The organism is Enterobacter cloacae complex sp. HYC033_NIDB, assembly GCF_056673335.1.
This window is the reverse complement of sequence record NZ_CP115123.1, coordinates 442,571-459,200: the sequence shown is the minus strand read 5'-3', so window position 1 is coordinate 459,200 and position 16,630 is coordinate 442,571. Positions and strand designations below refer to the sequence as shown.

The 16,630-nt window shown below is 57.6% G+C and carries 19 protein-coding genes; 9 read left to right on the top strand and 10 right to left on the bottom strand.

Features of this window, described 5'->3' with window-relative positions:
* Nucleotides 1-3: 3 nt before the first annotated feature.
* The 6 genes from O1721_RS02275 to O1721_RS02250 form a co-directional block, all read right to left on the bottom strand.
* Complete coding sequence (locus O1721_RS02275; protein WP_003861263.1) at nucleotides 4-261, bottom strand: phosphopantetheine-binding protein; 258 nt, start codon at nucleotides 259-261, stop codon at nucleotides 4-6.
* On the bottom strand, nucleotides 242-1,057 hold the full coding sequence (locus O1721_RS02270) for a lysophospholipid acyltransferase family protein (RefSeq protein ID WP_032649758.1): 816 nt from the start codon (nucleotides 1,055-1,057) through the stop codon (nucleotides 242-244). The genes O1721_RS02275 and O1721_RS02270 overlap by 20 nt, the downstream gene beginning before the upstream one ends.
* Nucleotides 1,054-1,776, bottom strand: a complete 723-nt coding sequence (locus tag O1721_RS02265; protein ID WP_017384119.1) for a beta-ketoacyl synthase chain length factor — start codon at nucleotides 1,774-1,776, stop codon at nucleotides 1,054-1,056. The genes O1721_RS02270 and O1721_RS02265 overlap by 4 nt, the downstream gene beginning before the upstream one ends.
* A 125-nt stretch (nucleotides 1,777-1,901) precedes the next feature.
* Complete coding sequence (locus O1721_RS02260; RefSeq protein ID WP_003861270.1) at nucleotides 1,902-2,951, bottom strand: AI-2E family transporter; 1,050 nt, start codon at nucleotides 2,949-2,951, stop codon at nucleotides 1,902-1,904.
* 135 nt (nucleotides 2,952-3,086) lie between these two features.
* Nucleotides 3,087-3,644, bottom strand: coding sequence for a DcrB family lipoprotein (locus tag O1721_RS02255; protein ID WP_003861272.1), 558 nt, complete (start codon nucleotides 3,642-3,644; stop codon nucleotides 3,087-3,089).
* Between the two features lie 72 nt (nucleotides 3,645-3,716).
* Nucleotides 3,717-4,382, bottom strand: coding sequence for a 7-cyano-7-deazaguanine/7-aminomethyl-7-deazaguanine transporter (locus O1721_RS02250; RefSeq protein WP_003861274.1), 666 nt, complete (start codon nucleotides 4,380-4,382; stop codon nucleotides 3,717-3,719).
* Nucleotides 4,383-4,551: 169 nt separating this feature from the next.
* On the opposite strand from O1721_RS02250, the gene tusA reads away from it, so the two are divergent.
* From tusA to O1721_RS02230, 4 genes are all read left to right on the top strand, one after another.
* A complete protein-coding gene (gene tusA / locus O1721_RS02245) occupies nucleotides 4,552-4,794 on the top strand; it encodes a sulfurtransferase TusA (protein ID WP_000130627.1) in 243 nt (80 codons plus the stop codon).
* A 192-nt stretch (nucleotides 4,795-4,986) separates the two neighbouring features.
* A complete protein-coding gene (locus tag O1721_RS02240; protein ID WP_032649755.1) occupies nucleotides 4,987-5,958 on the top strand; it encodes a TRAP transporter substrate-binding protein in 972 nt (323 codons plus the stop codon).
* Nucleotides 5,959-5,970: 12 nt separating this feature from the next.
* The gene (locus O1721_RS02235; protein WP_003861278.1) at nucleotides 5,971-6,480 is read left to right on the top strand and encodes a TRAP transporter small permease; all 510 of its coding nucleotides are present in this window, start codon (nucleotides 5,971-5,973) and stop codon (nucleotides 6,478-6,480) included.
* A 10-nt stretch (nucleotides 6,481-6,490) separates the two neighbouring features.
* Entirely contained in the window at nucleotides 6,491-7,777 is a 1,287-nt protein-coding gene (locus tag O1721_RS02230) for a TRAP transporter large permease (protein ID WP_015571481.1), read from the top strand.
* 99 nt (nucleotides 7,778-7,876) lie between these two features.
* On the opposite strand, the gene zntA is transcribed toward O1721_RS02230, so the two are convergent.
* Both zntA and O1721_RS02220 read right to left on the bottom strand, forming a co-directional pair.
* Nucleotides 7,877-10,048, bottom strand: coding sequence for a Zn(II)/Cd(II)/Pb(II) translocating P-type ATPase ZntA (gene zntA, locus O1721_RS02225; RefSeq protein ID WP_032103646.1), 2,172 nt, complete (start codon nucleotides 10,046-10,048; stop codon nucleotides 7,877-7,879).
* 76 nt (nucleotides 10,049-10,124) lie between these two features.
* Nucleotides 10,125-10,751 (bottom strand): lysoplasmalogenase, encoded by a 627-nt coding sequence (locus O1721_RS02220; protein WP_003861515.1) that lies wholly within the window; start codon nucleotides 10,749-10,751, stop codon nucleotides 10,125-10,127.
* 129 nt (nucleotides 10,752-10,880) lie between these two features.
* Between O1721_RS02220 and O1721_RS02215 the strand changes: the two genes are divergently transcribed.
* Nucleotides 10,881-11,240 (top strand): DUF2500 domain-containing protein, encoded by a 360-nt coding sequence (locus tag O1721_RS02215; RefSeq protein WP_032103644.1) that lies wholly within the window; start codon nucleotides 10,881-10,883, stop codon nucleotides 11,238-11,240.
* Nucleotides 11,241-11,323: 83 nt separating this feature from the next.
* Here the strand turns inward: O1721_RS02215 and O1721_RS02210 are convergent, their stop codons facing one another.
* Nucleotides 11,324-11,605: a DUF1145 family protein gene (locus O1721_RS02210; RefSeq protein ID WP_015571478.1), complete on the bottom strand. Its 282-nt coding sequence runs from the start codon at nucleotides 11,603-11,605 to the stop codon at nucleotides 11,324-11,326.
* Nucleotides 11,589-12,191 carry a 16S rRNA (guanine(966)-N(2))-methyltransferase gene (gene rsmD / locus O1721_RS02205; protein WP_015571477.1) on the bottom strand — a complete coding sequence of 201 codons (603 nt, stop codon included), beginning with the start codon at nucleotides 12,189-12,191 and terminating at the stop codon, nucleotides 11,589-11,591. The genes O1721_RS02210 and rsmD overlap by 17 nt, the downstream gene beginning before the upstream one ends.
* 127 nt (nucleotides 12,192-12,318) lie before the next feature.
* Between rsmD and ftsY the strand changes: the two genes are divergently transcribed.
* The 4 genes from ftsY to rpoH all read left to right on the top strand — a co-directional run bounded on the left by ftsY (nucleotide 12,319) and on the right by rpoH (nucleotide 16,603).
* The gene (gene ftsY / locus O1721_RS02200) at nucleotides 12,319-13,779 is read left to right on the top strand and encodes a signal recognition particle-docking protein FtsY (protein WP_032649752.1); all 1,461 of its coding nucleotides are present in this window, start codon (nucleotides 12,319-12,321) and stop codon (nucleotides 13,777-13,779) included.
* 2 nt (nucleotides 13,780-13,781) lie between these two features.
* Nucleotides 13,782-14,447 (top strand): cell division ATP-binding protein FtsE, encoded by a 666-nt coding sequence (ftsE, locus tag O1721_RS02195; RefSeq protein ID WP_006812284.1) that lies wholly within the window; start codon nucleotides 13,782-13,784, stop codon nucleotides 14,445-14,447.
* Entirely contained in the window at nucleotides 14,440-15,495 is a 1,056-nt protein-coding gene (gene ftsX, locus O1721_RS02190) for a permease-like cell division protein FtsX (RefSeq protein WP_017384126.1), read from the top strand. The genes ftsE and ftsX overlap by 8 nt, the downstream gene beginning before the upstream one ends.
* Before the next feature lie 250 nt (nucleotides 15,496-15,745).
* Nucleotides 15,746-16,603, top strand: coding sequence for an RNA polymerase sigma factor RpoH (gene rpoH, locus O1721_RS02185; protein WP_000159624.1), 858 nt, complete (start codon nucleotides 15,746-15,748; stop codon nucleotides 16,601-16,603).
* The last annotated feature ends 27 nt before the right edge of the window (nucleotides 16,604-16,630 follow it).

Genomic DNA, 16,630 nt, shown 5'->3' with positions numbered 1-16,630 from the left:
TTCTCAGGCGCGTTGTTGATGGATAAAAGCCGCGAGCGTGGCAACGGAATAGAAGTGCTGACGCATCTCGTCACTTTCGGCAGAAAGCACTACGCCGTACTGATTTTTTACCGCCAGCCCCAGCTCAAGGGCGTCGATTGAGTCCAGACCGAGGCCGTCGCCAAAGAGCGCGGCGTCTGTATCAATATCCTCTGGGGTAAGTTCTTCCAGATTCAGCGTAGAGATAATGAGATTCTTAATTTCAAGATAGAGCGCTTGCATCTTTCGTTCCTGACAAAGATTGAAGACCGGTTGTTAACTGATGCTGCATATGCCGGTTTAACTGCCTTGCTGCCAGCGCGGGTTCGTGCTGACTCGCATCATAAAAATCATGAATGTTGATGCGTTCGCGAACATCCACGGTGAAAACAGGTTTGTTGGGGGGCACGTTATACCAGCTGCTCTGTTTATCCAGCATCCGTTCACTACAGTGGATCACCACCACGCGCACGGCGCTGTTGCAGCGAACGGCGATATTCGCCGCCCCACGTTGCAGGGTCATGGCTTCCCCCACCCGGGTGCGGGTGCCTTCGGGGAAGATAAGCAGGGTGTCGCCCTGGGCCAGACGCAGCTGGCTTGCGGCAAGCAGCGTGTCGGCTTCGCTGTTAATCAGATAGTCAGCCGCGCGGATCACGCCGCTGACGAACGGGTTACGCAGCAACGCGCTTTTCACCAGACAGTCGGTTTCGTTCATCACCGACGCCAGCAGAACGTAGTCCAGCAGCGAGGGATGATTCGCAATCACCAGACAGCCCCGCTCGGCGCGCAGAACGTCCAGGTTGTTGAAACGGTAATCCAGTACCCCTGCACCGCGTACCACCGCGAGGAACAGGCGAAAACTGGCAGAAATAGTGCGGCGTGCCAGGCGGCGACGTTGAGTGCGGTCGCGCTGGAAAATCAGCAGCAGGTTAAACCACACCAGCGACAGCGTCAGCCCGCCGAGGCCGAACAGGACGAAGCACAATCCGGTCATCAGCATCCGCCATATCCGATCGAGGCGGGAACGTAACCCTCTCATTGGCGCGTCCATTGCCACAGCAGGCGCTCGCCCGGCAGGGTAAACTGGCGCTCGTCCCGCAGGTAATGGCGCAGGAACTGGAGGCTTTGCGGCAGCGCGGGCTCTTCAGGCGTGCGGTTGACGTGCGTTTCGCAACTGAGCGTATTTCCCGCCTCAATCACCAGCGCCAGCGCGTAGGGCCAGACGGGCATCTGCGGCGGCAGCCCGGCGTGATAAAAATCAGGCAGCAGACCGTCGAAATCCACCAGCAACACGCGGGAGTAGCCCGCATGCAGCAGGCTCAGCACGTCGCACAAGCTCTGCTGGAAGGTATCCATACCGGCGGAAACCGACGAAGAGACAACAGGCTGACGCGCGGCGATAGTAAGATTGCCGACCGCCGAGTTGTGTACCGACATGGCAAAATCGGTGGGGGAAACGGGCTGTTCTGCCGCCAGGGCCTGGAGAATACGGAAATTGCGCTCCAGCTCCCCATGACGGCTACTGTAGACGACGGCATCGATGCGGTGTTTGCGCAGCATCATCAGGCCAAGATCGACGGCCAGCCTGCTGCCTGAATTCAGGCGGCGGGCGGTCATCATCGGCAGATCGGTCAGTTTCGCCAGCGGTGCAGCGGGATCGATGGCGTCAGACCGGCGTGACCATGCCTGCCATTCGTCGGCATCGCTGAGTCCTGGCGCTCTTGCCTGCCAGTCGATAAGGGTAAGTGTAAATTTCATCTACGCGCGTCCGCGATAAACCTGTTTCTGTGACTTTTTCTTCGCCAGCGCGATTTGCTGCGCACATCGTACAATGTTGTCGTCGCGCTGGCGAATAAACGTCACTTTTGACCCTTTCCACCCGGTTATCCCGGCAAACGGCTTTTTGGCCGACCCGGACCCAGAAGAATGGCGAGTTTACTGCCTCCTTTCGTGGTTTCCATCCAGATTTTACAGACGCTGGTGAGCGGCACGGAGAGCAGCATGCCCACCGGACCCAGCAGCCATCCCCAGATCAGTAACGATAAAAACACCACCATCGTCGACATGCCCAGACGATGGCCCATCATGCGCGGCTCGAGAATGTTACCCAGCACCATATGCACGACAAGGAACAGCGCCCCTACCAGCATGCACTCATAAAAACCGTTAAACAGGAACGCCTGGATCATCGGCGGAACGGCGGAAAGCACCGCGCCGATATTGGGTACGTAGTTTAGTAAAAAGGCCAGCACGCCCCACATCAGCGCGAACTGCACGTCCAGCAGTACCAGCCCCAGCCAGACGATCACGCCGGTCCACAGGCTTAACAGCGTTTTCAGCGCCAGATATTTGGATACGCCCTTCAGCGCACGGTGCAAGCCGGCAATGTGGATCTGAGGATTGTTCAGGGCAAAACGCAGTTTATACGGCACGTGGCGCACTTCGAACAGCATAAACACCACCGTCATCACCAGCAGCAGAATGCTGGCCATTGCCCCGGAAAGCCCGGTCATCAACGTGGTGGCGTAGGTCATCACCTTCTCGGAATCCATCCGACGCAGCATCCGTTCCGGTGAGATATGCAGATTCACGAACGGCAACATGCGCTGAAGATCGACCAGCTTGCGCGTCAGCTCTTTATTGTACTGCGGCAGCATGGTGGAAAATTCGCTCAGCGAGGCGGCGAGCACGCCGAACAGCGCCGTCAGGACAACCAGCATCACCATCACCACAATGGTAATCGCGACCGGGCGGCTGATGCCCCGGCGTAAAAACCATGTCACCAGCGGGTTGAGCACAATGGCGAAAAACAGCGCCAGCAGAAGCTGAACAATGATATCCGCCGCCGCGTGGATACCCGCAAGGATAACCACCAGGCAGGCAAGTTTTAATAAAATATGAAGTCCGGCTTTGTCGGGCGGGCTGGCAGTCATAAGAATTCCTTTTTCCGGGGGGCGTGTTAATTGTAGTGCGCCGGATGGGCTTCGTCTGGCGTGTTAGTCTGAAAGTCGTGGCAAAAAAATGGCCCCCGGCGCAAGCGACGGAGGCCACGGCATCCTGGTGAACGATTACTGGATCACGAGGGTGTTAATGATGTTTTCAGCGGCGGTCTGTGCTTTCTGCTGATTGTCTGCCGGCAGGGTGATCTGCATGGTCAGCAGTTTATTGTCCACCTTGCCGAGCACCACGGAGGAGTAGGCGGTCTGGCCTTTGGCAGAGATGATGCTGTCCAGCTGTTGCAGCGTGTGGCCTTTCAGTTCAACAGACTTGTTGGTGACCACCTGAAGCTGCGGGTCGCGGCTGCGCTGCTGATCTTCCAGGCGTTTAGCCAGCACGCCAAGATCTTCGCTGGTATCGTCACCGACGATCACAATCACCGCTTTTTGGCCGGTGGCATCGGAATAGACGTGCATATTGTTCGCCTGAGTACCCAGCTTACCGCTCTGGTCGGTCATGTCCGCAGGCAGAGAGAAACTGAGTTTGCCATCCATCAGGCTCACCGGCTGACCGGTGGCGTTGCTTTCTGCTGACGCGCCCTGAGCAGGCGTTTTGGTGTCGCTGTTATCACAGGCTGCAAGGCCAACAACCAGCAGGCCAATCCCGACATATTTAACCAGATTGCGCATTGACTTCTTCCTTTCGATAAACGGCCATAACGGCTCATTCGTTCATCTTATCACAACTGATAAAGCGAACCCTTAACCTGCCTGCAATGCGGAGATTTCAGATTTATCTGCCAGCCTTTTCAGCAGCATATTCAACAGCACGCCGTACATCGGCAGGAAGAAAACCAGGCTGATAAGCACCTTAAAGGCGTAGTCCACCAGAGCGATTTCCATCCAGTGTTCTGCCATGAAGGCGTCCGGGCTGCGCCAGAAGGCGATGAAGAAGAAGGCCAGCGTATCGCTCACGTTACCGAACAGCGTGGAGGCCGTTGGTGCCATCCACCAGCGATGGTTTTGACGCAGGCGGTTAAACACGTGGACATCGAGGATCTGCCCCAGGGCATAAGCCATAAAGCTGGCGGTGGCAATACGCGCGACGAACAGGTTGAAGTGCGTCAGCGCTTCGAAGCCCTGCCAGCTGCCCATGTAAAACAGCGAGGAGATGGCGTAGGAGACAAACAGTGCCGGGATCATCACCGCAAAAATAATCCGCCGCGCCAGCGGTGCGCCAAAAATACGCACGGTTAAATCCGTCGCAAGGAAAATAAACGGGAAACTGAACGCGCCCCAGGTGGTATGGAAACCAAAAATGGAGATGGGGAGCTGTACCAGATAGTTACTGGAGATGATCACCAGCAGATGAAATAGCGAAAGCCAGAACAACGCCTTGACGCGCTGCGATTGTGTAAAGGAGTTCATATTGTACCTTTTTGATTAATATTTGGGGTGAGGGAACCCAATAAAGCCGCCGCATGATACTGCTTTGACGACACTTTGCAATGGCTAATTTTCACGCAATCGTTAACCTGGTTTGCATTGGCGATAGCGGGGCGTAAACTACAGCCGTTTTTACCTGAACGAGAAGAAAATGACCGACCTGTTTTCCAGCCCAGACCACACGCTTGATGCTCAGGGCCTCCGTTGCCCGGAGCCGGTAATGATGGTGCGTAAAACCGTCCGTAACATGCAGAGCGGCGAAACGCTGCTAATCGTCGCCGATGACCCGGCTACCACCCGCGATATCCCCGGCTTTTGTACCTTTATGGAACATGAACTGGTGGCGCAGCAAACCGAGACCTTGCCGTACCGGTATTTGATTCGTAAGGGGTAGGTGCGGCCTGATGCCCTCACCCCGACCCTCTCCCACGGGGAGAGGGAGAAAACCTTTCTAAACCATCGTTTCAAAATTTCGCGCTTTTTGTGAGGCGCTTCACCCTCCCTTTTCCAGCCGTAGTCTAATTTTTAAGCGTCAAAAACTAAAACATCGTTTTAACGCTTATCTCACTACCCTGGAGTTGACTCAATGAAAACGACCCTCAAGCCGTTACTGGCCGCGCTGTGTCTGTCTGCTTTCGCCTGCACCGTTTCTGCCCAGACCATTAAAGCCGCCGATGTGCATCCCGAAGGCTACCCGAACGTGGTGGCGGTTCAGCACATGGGTGAAAAACTCAAACAACAAACCGATGGCAAGCTGGATATTAAGGTCTTCCCCGGCGGCGTGCTGGGGGATGAAAAGCAGATGATTGAGCAGGCGCAGATGGGGGCGATCGACATGATCCGCGTCTCTATGGCGCCGGTGGCCGCCATCCTGCCGGATATCGAAGTGTTTACGCTGCCCTACGTATTCCGCGATGAAGACCACATGCACAAGGTCATCGACGGGGATATCGGCAAGCAGATCGGCGACAAACTCACCGCCAACCCGAAATCGCGTCTGGTCTTCCTTGGCTGGATGGATTCCGGCACCCGTAACCTGATCACCAAAGAGCCGATCGTCAAACCGGACGATCTGAAAGGGAAGAAAATCCGCGTGCAGGGCAGCCCGGTGGCGCTGGCCACGCTGAAAGAGATGGGAGCGAACTCGGTGGCGATGGGCGTCAGTGAGGTTTACAGCGGCATGCAGACCGGGGTGATCGACGGCGCGGAGAACAACCCGCCAACCTTTATCGCCCACAACTACATGCCGGTCGCCAAAAACTACACGCTGAGCGGCCACTTCATCACCCCGGAAATGCTGCTCTACTCCAAAGTGAAATGGGACAAACTGAGCGCTGACGAACAGCAAAAGATCCTGACGCTGGCCCGCGAAGCGCAGTTCGAGCAGCGCAAGCTGTGGAATGCGTATAACGACCAGGCGCTGGCGAAAATGAAGGCCGGCGGCGTGCAGTTCCACGACATCGATAAAACGGTGTTTATCAAGGCGACAGAGCCGGTGCGCGCGCAGTATGGCGACAAGCATCAGGATCTGATGAAAGCCATCACTGACGTTCAGTAAGCCGGAGTACGTATGTCCGAACTCTACCTGAAGTGGATGGACCGTCTGTACCTGCTCGCCATGGTGGTGGCGGGTCTCTCGCTACTGGTGATGACGATTGTGATCCCCATTGGCATCTTCTCTCGCTATGTGCTCAATCGCGGCGAATCCTGGCCGGAGCCGATCGCCATTATCTGCATGGTGACGTTTACCTTTATCGGCGCGGCGGTGAGCTACCGCGCCGGGTCGCATATTGCGGTCAACATGCTCACCGACCGCCTGCCCGCGTCGCTGCAAAGAGTGTGCGCGCGGGTGGTGGATCTGCTGATGCTGCTCATCTCCGGCCTGATGTGCTGGTACAGCTACTGGCTGTGCGTCGAGCTGTGGGAGCAGCCGGTGGCGGAGTTTCCGCTCCTGACCTCCGGCGAAAGCTATCTGCCGCTGCCTGTCGGGTCGGCCATTTTGATCCTGTTTGTGCTTGAACGCCTGCTGTTTGGCTCGCAGGAAAACCGTCCGGTCGTGCTGATCGGCAATCACAGTTAAGGGGTGAACAATGGATGCGTTTGTTTTGTTATTCACCCTCGCCATTTTGCTGGCGCTGGGGATGCCGGTGGCCTTCGCCGTCGGCTTAAGCGCCGTGGCGGGCGCGCTGTGGATTGACCTGCCGCTTGAGGCGCTGATGATCCAGATCACCAGCGGGGTGAATAAATTTACCCTGCTGGCGATCCCGTTCTTCATTCTTGCCGGGGCGATCATGGCGGAAGGGGGCATTGCCCGACGGCTGGTTAACTTCGCGTACGTTTTTGTCGGCTTTATACGCGGCGGGCTGTCGCTGGTGAACATCGTGGCATCAACGTTCTTCGGCGCGATTTCCGGCTCGTCGGTGGCGGATACGGCGTCTATCGGCAGCGTGATGATCCCGGAGATGGAGAAGAAGGGCTATCCGCGCGAATACGCGGCGGCGGTGACGGCCAGCGGGTCGGTGCAGGCGATCCTGATCCCGCCCAGCCACAACTCGGTGATTTACTCCCTGGCGGCAGGGGGAACGGTCTCCATCGCCACGCTGTTTATCGCGGGCGTGCTGCCGGGCCTGCTGCTGGGCGTGAGCCTGATGGTGCTCTGCCTGTGCTTCGCCCGCAAGCGCGGCTATCCGAAGGGGGACAAAATCCCGTTCAGGCAGGCGCTGAAAATCATGCTCGATGCCCTGTGGGGGCTGATGACGGTGGTGATTATCCTCGGCGGGATCTTGTCCGGGATATTCACGGCGACCGAATCTGCCGCCGTGGCCTGCCTGTGGGCGTTCTTCGTCACCATGTTCATCTACCGCGACTACAAGTGGAATGAACTGCCGAAGCTGATGTGCCGCACGGTGAAAACCGTCACTATCGTGATGATTTTGATTGGTTTTGCCGCGGCGTTTGGCGCGGTGATGACCTACATGCAGCTGCCGATGCGCATCACCGAATTCTTCACGTCGCTGTCCGATAACAAATACGTGATTCTGATGTACCTCAATATCATGCTGCTGCTGATTGGCACGCTGATGGACATGGCGCCGATCATCCTGATCCTGACCCCGGTACTGCTGCCGGTGACCAACTCGCTGGGGATCGATCCGGTGCATTTCGGAATGATCATGATGGTGAACCTGGGGATTGGGCTGATCACGCCGCCGGTCGGGTCGGTGCTGTTCGTGGCGAGCGCGGTGAGTAAGCAGAAGATCGAGCACGTGGTGCGGGCGATGCTGCCGTTTTACGGTATGTTGCTGGTAGTGCTGGGGATGGTGACATACATCCCGGCGATATCATTGTGGTTGCCGGGGGTGCTAGGGATGCAGTGACGCCGTTTTATGCCGGGTGGCGGCTACGCCTTACCCGGCCTACGGTTACGGTTCGGAGATGTTGTAGGCCCGGTAAGGCGTAGCCGCCACCGGGCATTTTTACCGACGGCGCAACAGCCGCAACGCGTTCGCCGTAACCAGCACCGTCGCCCCCGTATCCGCCAGTACCGCCAGCCACAGTCCGGTCATGCCGAGCAGCGTGGTGACCAGGAAAATCCCCTTCAGACCCAGCGCAATGCCGATGTTCTGCCGAATATTGGCCCGCGTCGCCCGCGCAAGATCTATCATCTGCGCCAGCCCGGTCAGGCGGTTGTGCGTCAGCGCCGCGTCGGCGGTCTCCAGCGCCACGTCGGTGCCGCTGCCCATCGCAATGCCGATGGTGGAAGCCTTCATTGCCGGGGCGTCGTTTATCCCGTCCCCGACCATCGCCAGCGGGGCATGACCGTTCAGCTCGGTTACCGCGCTGACTTTATCCGCAGGCAACAATCCGGCCTTAAACTCCAGCCCCAGCTCGCCGGCAATCGCCGCCGCCGCGCGCGGGTTATCACCGGTCAGGATCACGCCCTGTACCCCCAGCCTGTGCAGCGCGTCGACGGCGTCTTTCGCATCGTCACGCAGGGTGTCGCGCAGCGCCAGCATGCCCATCGGTACACCGTCCTGCATCACGGCAACGACCGTCTGCCCGGCCTGCTCTAATGCCTCAACCTGTGGATTAGGGAACGCGCCTGCCGCGGCGATTAGCACTTTTTTGCCTTCGACCACAGCCTCAATCCCTGACCCGACCAGCGCTCGCTGGGCGGTTGCCGGAGGGATGGTCAGCCCGCGCCCCTTCGCTTCACGCACAATCGCCTGCGCCAGCGGGTGGGTGGAGCCCTGCTCCACGGCAGCGGCCAGCGTCAGCAGGGCGTCTTCACTGATGTCCTGCGGATACACGCCGGTCACCTGCGGCTTGCCGACGGTCAGCGTGCCGGTTTTATCGAAGGCGATGTGCTGAACCTGGCTCAGCTGTTCCAGCGCCGCGCCGCCCTTAATCAGCGCCCCGCGACGTGCCGCCGCCGCCAGCCCTGAGGTAATCGCCGCCGGGGTGGAGATCACCAGCGCACACGGACAGCCGATCAGCAGCAGCGTCAGCCCTTTGTAAATCCAGCCCTCCCACGGCGCGCCGAAGAACAGCGGCGGGACGACGGTGACCAGCAGCGCCACCAGCATGATGGAGGGGGTGTAAATCCGGCTGAAGCGATCGATAAAGCGTTCTACCGGCGCGCGGCGCTCCTCGGCTTCTTCTATCAGCCTGAGGATGCGGTCGATGGCGCTGTCGCCCGGTTCGGAAAGGACCGTCAGCAGCACCAGTCGGTCGACGCTGGTGGCGCCCGCAGGCACCTTTTCACCTGCCGCGCGCGCTACCGGGATGGATTCCCCGGTCAGGGCGCTTTCGTCAAAGCTCGCGGTGGCGGTAATGAGGGTCCCATCGGCTGGCAGACGTCCGCCTGCGGGCACTTCAATCACGTCGCCCGGGCGCAGGGTATTGATGGCGACCGTTTCACGCTGACCATGAATAACCCGCGTGGCGGTTTCCGGCTTCAGCGCCATCAGCGCGCTCACCCCTTTACGCGCCCGGCTCGCCGCCCAGCCCTCAAGGCGTTCGCCAATTAAGAACAGCAGCAGCACCATGGCCGCTTCCGCCGTCGCGCCAATAAACAGCGCCCCGATAGCCGCCACGCTCATCAGCGTTTCGATGGCAAACCAGCTGCCGCTTCTCATCAGACGCAGCGCCTGACGCGCAATCGGGAACAGGCCAACCAGCGTGGTGGCGATAAACGCCAGGTTGCCGAACGGGTGGTTGATTTGCTCCAGCCCCCAGCTCAGGGCCATCATGATGATGAGGGTAATGAGCGGCAGATTTTCTTTTAGCGGGGACGTTTTTTCTGCGGGCGCCGTTTCGCTGCGCAGGGTATAACCCGCTTTGCTGACGGCGGCTTCAACCTGTCTGCTGACGTCGTTTTCGGCGCTGACCAGCAGCTTTTCGGTAGCGAACAGCACCTGAACGTGTTTCACACCCGGCACCTGCTTCACCGCATTTTCCACTTTGCGGGCGCAGGCCGCGCAGTCCATGCCGTTGACCACCCAGCTATAGTGATTGCCGTTTTCAGGCAGCGCTTCGGTCCGGGTTTCGCACGCGCCCTCGCAGCAGCAGTCCTCTTTTGGCGGAACCGGGCTGAGCTTAAGTGCCGAGAATTGGGGAACTTTTTTAGGTATTTCTGGAGTCGACATGGCAGTCTCCGGTAATGATAATTTTCTCATTAACCGCAGCATACACTCTGGAGTCGACTCCAGAGTCAAGCGTTATTTAGATATACAGCGAACGCACAATCAGGAAGTGTCCGGCAAAGTAACAGGCGGCGGAAATCGCATTATCCGCACGGAAGCGGCGACGATAGTGGCTGCCCAGCCAGACGATATTACCCAACAGCAACAGTGCGGCACCGAAGAACGCAGACATTGCCGGAGCGGTCGGACGGAAGAACCACAGCTCGCCCGCCAGCCACACCATCACCAGCGTCATGGCGATAAACGTACAGACCGGGAGACGCATCTCTTCCAGACGCGACCAGATCACCGCGATCAGCAGGGCGCCAATCACCAGCAGCACCAGCGGCAGCGGCCAGAAGAAGGAGAGCGTCATCTGGCTGGCAAAGTAGATGGTATAGAGCAGATGCGACAGGAAGAATGCCCCCACGGCGTACAGCAGGCGCTGGCGTGGCAGCAGGGTTAAGGCATCGCCAATCAGGGAAGCACACAGCCCCGCGAGGACAAGATAGCTAACGGCGTTAAACATCGGGGCCTGCCAGGCAAGCAACAGCAGGAGTAATAGCGTGACGGGTTTAAACAACCAGCGCTGCCAGGCTGGGCCACGGTAAGACGCATCGACGTAAAGCCATGCGGAAAAACAGACAGCGATAAATGACCAAAGCATATTAACTCCCTGTAACTGTTGAGGCTGAATGATCAGTTCCTGATCCAGTGTAGTGACGCGAGCGGGCGTTTGGCAATGCCGGGGCAGGCGAGGTATCCTGAATTCCGCATAATCTGATGGGATTTTTCAATGAGCAAGATGCCGCTGTTTTTCATTATCGTGGTGGCGATTATCGTCATTGCCGCCTCGTTTCGCTTCGTGCAGCAGCGCCGTGAGAAGGCCGACAATGACGCCGCGCCGCTGATGCAAAAGCGCGTGGTGGTGACGAACAAGCGTGAGAAACCGCTTAACGACCGCCGCTCCCGCCAGCAGCAGGTGACGCCTGCGGGCACAACGATACGCTATGAAGCGAGCTTTAAGCCGGAAACCGGCGGGCTGGAGATGACCTTCCGCCTGGAGGCGCAGCAGTACCACCAGTTGACGGTGGGGGAGAAAGGCACGCTGAGCTACAAAGGGTCGCGGTTTGAAGGATTTGAACCGGAGCTGTAATTTTCCCCTCACCCCGGCCCTCTCCCAAGGGGAGAGGGTGTAATCATCCCCTCTCCCCTTGGGAGAGGGTTAGGGTGAGGGGCCTACTTCTTCACCTGCGCCTTAAACTTCTTCATCCACACCAGCAGCTCAAACACGCCGAAAATAAACACCCGCAGCTGCTGCCAGCCGGTCATCGGTGGGCCATCTTTCGGCAGGCCGTTTTTCAGCATCACCATCTGCAAGGCATGCATGAACGCGGTAAAAATCAGCGCCACGTTAATAAAGATATTCAGCGGACGCGGGAACGGGTGCACCAGATTCAAAATCAAAAATGCCCAGACGCCCAGCATCAGCACGCGCCCTACGTTAATCAGTACTGGCATCGGATCCTCCTTGTGCCTGACGGTGATACAGACGATAAGCCACCTGGCCGGCGACCTTCTCGCGGTGCAGATCCCAGTGAACGGGAACGGGCGGCAGGCCATTTTCCACTTCGCTTTCAACGTAAATCAGCGCGTCGTCTGCCAGCCAGCCATTTTTTTCCAGCAACGATAATGTCTCTTCCAGCAGCCCTTTACGGAACGGCGGGTCAACAAACACCACGTTGAACGGCGTCCCCTGTTGGGCGAGGAAGCTCAGCGTGTTGGTATTCACCACTTTCGCGTTGGTTGCCTTTAGCGTAGCCAGATTTTGCTGCAACGTCTGCGCGACGCCGCGCTCCATCTCCAGCAGCGTGGCGCTGGCGGCATAACGCGACAGCGCTTCCAGCCCCAATGCACCGCTTCCGGCGAAGCAGTCCAGGCAGTTGGCGTCTACCATAGACGGGGCGAGCCAGTTAAACAGCGTCTCGCGAACGCGGTCCGTGGTGGGGCGTAAACCGGGGCTGTCCGGCACCGGTAATTTCCGGCCTCGCCACTGACCGCCGATAATGCGAATTTGACCGGCCGGGGCGCGGGTGGGTTTCTTCATCTCAGGAAAGCTCTGTTAACCATTGCCCTGCGATTGCGGGCGGTGATGTCAATTAAGTAAAGTGTTAGACTATTTCATCATTTTTTTAGCTTCCCTGTATATAGCGCCGCGAGGAGTGTAGTCGCAGATGGCAAAACAAAAAAAACGTGGCTTCTTTTCCTGGTTGGGTTTCGGTGAAAAAGAGCAAGAAACAGAACAGAAAACCGAAGAACAGCAGGTTGTAGAAGAGCCGTCACAGCCTGAAACGCCTGTCGAAACCGCTGCGGTTGTCGAAGCGGAAGAGCCAGCCCACAGCAAAGAAGAGATTGAATCCTTTGCCGAAGAGGTGGTTGAGGTTACTGAACAGGTTCAGGAGAGCGAAAAACCAGAGCCGGTTATCGTTGAAACCCTTAACGAAGCGCCGCAGGCCACTATCGAACACGAAGAGCTGCCGCTGCCGGAAGAGGTGAAAGCTGAAGAGGTTTCTGCCGAAGAGTGGCAGGCCGAAGCGGAAACCGTTGAAATTGTTGAGGCGGTGGAAGAAGAAGCGGCCCTTGAGCCAGAGCTGACCGACGAAGAGCTGGAAGCCCAGGCGCTGGCGGCGGAAGCGGCTGAAGAAGCGGTCATCGTCGTGCCGGTGGAAGCGCAGGCCGAAGAAGAGATCGTTCAGGAGCAGGAAAAACCGACCAAAGAAGGTTTCTTTGCGCGCCTGAAGCGCAGCCTGCTCAAAACCAAAGAAAACTTAGGTTCCGGATTTATCAGTCTGTTCCGCGGCAAAAAGATCGACGACGATCTGTTTGAGGAGCTGGAAGAGCAGCTGCTGATTGCGGACGTGGGCGTGGAAACCACCCGGAAGATCATCGCCAACCTGACCGAAGGGGCGAGCCGCAAACAGCTGCGTGACGCCGAGGCGCTGTACGGCCTGCTGAAAGACGAGATGGGTGAAATTCTCGCAAAAGTTGACGAGCCGCTTAATATTGAAGGCAAAATGCCGTTTGTTATCCTGATGGTTGGCGTCAACGGCGTGGGCAAAACCACCACCATCGGCAAGCTGGCGCGCCAGTTTGAGCAGCAGGGCAAATCGGTGATGCTGGCGGCGGGCGATACCTTCCGTGCGGCAGCGGTGGAACAACTTCAGGTGTGGGGCCAGCGCAACAATATTCCGGTTATTGCTCAGCACACCGGCGCGGATTCCGCGTCCGTGATTTTCGATGCCATCCAGGCGGCGAAGTCGCGTAACGTGGACGTGCTGATTGCGGATACCGCAGGGCGTTTGCAGAACAAATCGCACCTGATGGAAGAGCTGAAGAAAATCGTTCGCGTCATGAAGAAGCTGGACGAAGATGCACCGCATGAAATTATGCTGACTATCGACGCCAGCACCGGACAGAACGCCATCAGCCAGGCGAAGCTGTTCCATGAAGCGGTAGGACTGACCGGGATCACGCTGACCAAGCTGGACGGCACCGCGAAAGGCGGGGTGATCTTCTCCGTGGCCGACCAGTTCGGCATTCCTATCCGTTACATCGGTGTGGGCGAGCGTATTGAGGATTTACGTCCGTTTAAAGCGGACGACTTTATTGAGGCACTATTTGCCCGAGAGGACTAACAATGATTCGCTTTGAACACGTCAGCAAGGCCTATCTCGGCGGGAGACAAGCGCTACAGGGGGTGACATTCCACCTCCAGCCAGGCGAGATGGCATTCCTGACCGGCCATTCCGGCGCGGGGAAAAGTACCCTGCTCAAGCTGATCTGTGGGATCGAGCGGCCAAGCGCCGGGAAAATCTGGTTCAGCGGCCATGAAATTAGCCGTCTTAAGAACCGTGAAGTGCCGTTCCTGCGTCGTCAGATTGGCATGATTTTCCAGGATCACCACCTGCTGATGGATCGCACGGTTTTCGATAACGTCGCGATCCCGCTGATTATTGCCGGCGCCAGTTACGATGATATCCGCCGTCGCGTCTCTGCGGCGCTGGATAAGGTCGGGCTGCTGGACAAAGCGAAGAACTTCCCGATCCAGCTCTCCGGCGGTGAGCAGCAGCGCGTGGGCATCGCCCGTGCGGTGGTGAACAAGCCAGCCGTTTTGCTGGCGGATGAACCGACCGGTAACCTGGACGATGCCCTCTCTGAAGGCATCCTGCGTCTGTTTGAGGAATTTAACCGCGTGGGGGTCACGGTACTGATGGCGACGCACGACATGGGGCTGATCTCCCGCCGTTCGTACCGCATGCTGACCCTGAGCGACGGGCATTTGCACGGAGGCCACGGTGAATAAGCGTGATGCAATGAACCAGATTCGGCAGTTCAGCAACCGGTTTGACCGTTTCCGCAAGCCTCAGGGCGGCGGGGACGGCAATCGCAATGCGCCTAAGCGTGCCAAAGCGGCACCGAAACCGAACTCCCGCAAAACCAACGTCTTTAACGAGCAGGTGCGGTACGCCTTCCAGGGCGCGTTGCAGGATCTGAAAAGCAAACCGCTGGCGACGTTCCTGACGGTGATGGTGATTGCCATCTCCCTGACGTTGCCCAGCGTCTGCTACATGGTTTACAAAAACGTAAACCAGGCGGCGTCCCAGTACTATCCGTCGCCGCAGATCACCGTTTATCTGGATAAAGCCCTCGACGATAACGCGGCGGCTCAGGTGGTGGGGCAGATTCAGGCCGAGCAGGGCGTGGAGAAGGTGAACTATCTTTCCCGCGATGAAGCGCTGGGTGAGTTCCGCAACTGGTCCGGATTCGGCGGCGCGCTGGATATGCTTGAAGAGAACCCGCTGCCCGCGGTGGCGGTGGTGATCCCGAAACTCGATTTCCAGGGCACGGATTCGCTCAACACCCTGCGCGACCGCATTACCCGCATTAACGGGATTGATGAAGTGCGCATGGACGACAGCTGGTTTGCCCGTCTTGCCGCCCTGACCGGGCTGGTAGGACGCGTGTCGGCGATGATCGGCGTGCTGATGGTGGCGGCGGTGTTCCTCGTCATCGGTAATAGCGTGCGCCTGAGCATCTTCGCCCGTCGCGATACCATCAACGTGCAGAAACTGATTGGCGCAACGGATGGTTTCATCCTCCGCCCGTTCCTTTACGGCGGCGCGTTATTAGGTTTTTCTGGTGCATTTCTTTCATTGATATTGTCAGAAATTTTGGTGATGCGGCTGTCGTCTGCCGTGACTGAAGTGGCGCAGGTTTTCGGAACTAAGTTTGATATCAGTGGCTTAGGGTTCGATGAGTGCCTGCTGTTGCTGCTGGTGTGCTCCATGATCGGCTGGGTGGCGGCATGGCTGGCAACGGTTCAACATTTACGCCACTTTACTCCCGACTAATAAAAGCGTGATATAATCTTTCCCTGCACCGAGATGTTCGCTTGCAGGGAAAGCGTCCCTGTTGTCTCTTCCCCTGTAATCATCTTCATGTCACATTTTGTGCGTAATTTATTCACTGTTGCGCCTGGAACTTGTGGATAAAATCACTGTCTGATAAAAGAGTGAATGCTAATCTCGTTGCTCAAACGCTTTGGCATGGTTGTTGCCTGACGGGGACAACCTGGACCAGAAGAAACATTGAGAGGAATGAATGACCAAAGAAATGCAAACTTTAGCTTTAGCCCCTGTTGGTAACCTGGAATCTTACATCCGGGCTGCGAACACTTGGCCGATGTTAACGGCTGAGGAAGAAAAGGAGCTTGCTGAAAAGCTGCATTACCAGGGCGATCTGGAAGCAGCTAAAACGCTGATCCTGTCTCACCTGCGCTTTGTTGTTCACGTTGCTCGTAATTATGCGGGCTACGGCCTGCCGCAGGCGGACCTGATTCAGGAAGGTAACATTGGCCTGATGAAGGCGGTACGTCGCTTTAACCCGGAAGTGGGTGTGCGACTCGTCTCCTTCGCCGTGCACTGGATCAAAGCGGAAATTCACGAATACGTCCTGCGTAACTGGCGTATTGTGAAAGTCGCCACGACGAAAGCGCAGCGCAAACTGTTCTTCAACCTGCGTAAAACCAAGCAGCGTCTGGGCTGGTTCAATCAGGATGAAGTGGAAATGGTGGCGCGCGAGCTGGGCGTTTCCAGCAAAGACGTCCGCGAGATGGAATCCCGTATGGCCGCGCAGGACATGACGTTTGATATGTCTGCCGACGACGACGCGTCCGACAGCCAGCCGATGGCCCCGGTTCTGTATCTACAGGATAAAACCTCTAACTTTGCTGACGGCATTGAAGAGGATAACTGGGAAGACCAGGCGGCGAACAAGCTGACCTTCGCGATGGAAGGCCTCGACGAGCGTAGCCAGGATATTATCCGTGCCCGCTGGCTGGACGAAGATAACAAGTCCACGTTGCAGGAACTGGCCGACCGCTACGGCGTCTCCGCTGAACGTGTGCGTCAGCTTGAGAAAAACGCCATGAAAAAACTTCGCGCCGCTATCGAAGCGTAATTTCCGCGAAGTACACCGAGAACCCTC

Bases quoted from the DNA above. Each gene is read 5' to 3' on its own strand.
- O1721_RS02235 (WP_003861278.1), top strand. From the start codon at position 5,971: ATGTCCGAACTCTACCTGAAGTGGATGGACCGTCTGTACCTGCTCGCC.
- rpoH (WP_000159624.1), top strand. From the start codon at position 15,746: ATGACCAAAGAAATGCAAACTTTAGCTTTAGCCCCTGTTGGTAACCTG.
- O1721_RS02260 (WP_003861270.1), bottom strand. From the start codon at position 2,951: ATGACTGCCAGCCCGCCCGACAAAGCCGGACTTCATATTTTATTAAAA.
- O1721_RS02240 (WP_032649755.1), top strand. From the start codon at position 4,987: ATGAAAACGACCCTCAAGCCGTTACTGGCCGCGCTGTGTCTGTCTGCT.
- ftsY (WP_032649752.1), top strand. From the start codon at position 12,319: ATGGCAAAACAAAAAAAACGTGGCTTCTTTTCCTGGTTGGGTTTCGGT.
- O1721_RS02265 (WP_017384119.1), bottom strand. From the start codon at position 1,776: ATGAAATTTACACTTACCCTTATCGACTGGCAGGCAAGAGCGCCAGGA.
- O1721_RS02250 (WP_003861274.1), bottom strand. From the start codon at position 4,382: ATGAACTCCTTTACACAATCGCAGCGCGTCAAGGCGTTGTTCTGGCTT.
- O1721_RS02220 (WP_003861515.1), bottom strand. From the start codon at position 10,751: ATGCTTTGGTCATTTATCGCTGTCTGTTTTTCCGCATGGCTTTACGTC.
- O1721_RS02230 (WP_015571481.1), top strand. From the start codon at position 6,491: ATGGATGCGTTTGTTTTGTTATTCACCCTCGCCATTTTGCTGGCGCTG.
- O1721_RS02210 (WP_015571478.1), bottom strand. From the start codon at position 11,605: ATGCCAGTACTGATTAACGTAGGGCGCGTGCTGATGCTGGGCGTCTGG.
- O1721_RS02215 (WP_032103644.1), top strand. From the start codon at position 10,881: ATGAGCAAGATGCCGCTGTTTTTCATTATCGTGGTGGCGATTATCGTC.
- rsmD (WP_015571477.1), bottom strand. From the start codon at position 12,191: ATGAAGAAACCCACCCGCGCCCCGGCCGGTCAAATTCGCATTATCGGC.
- zntA (WP_032103646.1), bottom strand. From the start codon at position 10,048: ATGTCGACTCCAGAAATACCTAAAAAAGTTCCCCAATTCTCGGCACTT.
- tusA (WP_000130627.1), top strand. From the start codon at position 4,552: ATGACCGACCTGTTTTCCAGCCCAGACCACACGCTTGATGCTCAGGGC.
- ftsE (WP_006812284.1), top strand. From the start codon at position 13,782: ATGATTCGCTTTGAACACGTCAGCAAGGCCTATCTCGGCGGGAGACAA.
- O1721_RS02255 (WP_003861272.1), bottom strand. From the start codon at position 3,644: ATGCGCAATCTGGTTAAATATGTCGGGATTGGCCTGCTGGTTGTTGGC.
- O1721_RS02275 (WP_003861263.1), bottom strand. From the start codon at position 261: ATGCAAGCGCTCTATCTTGAAATTAAGAATCTCATTATCTCTACGCTG.
- O1721_RS02270 (WP_032649758.1), bottom strand. From the start codon at position 1,057: ATGAGAGGGTTACGTTCCCGCCTCGATCGGATATGGCGGATGCTGATG.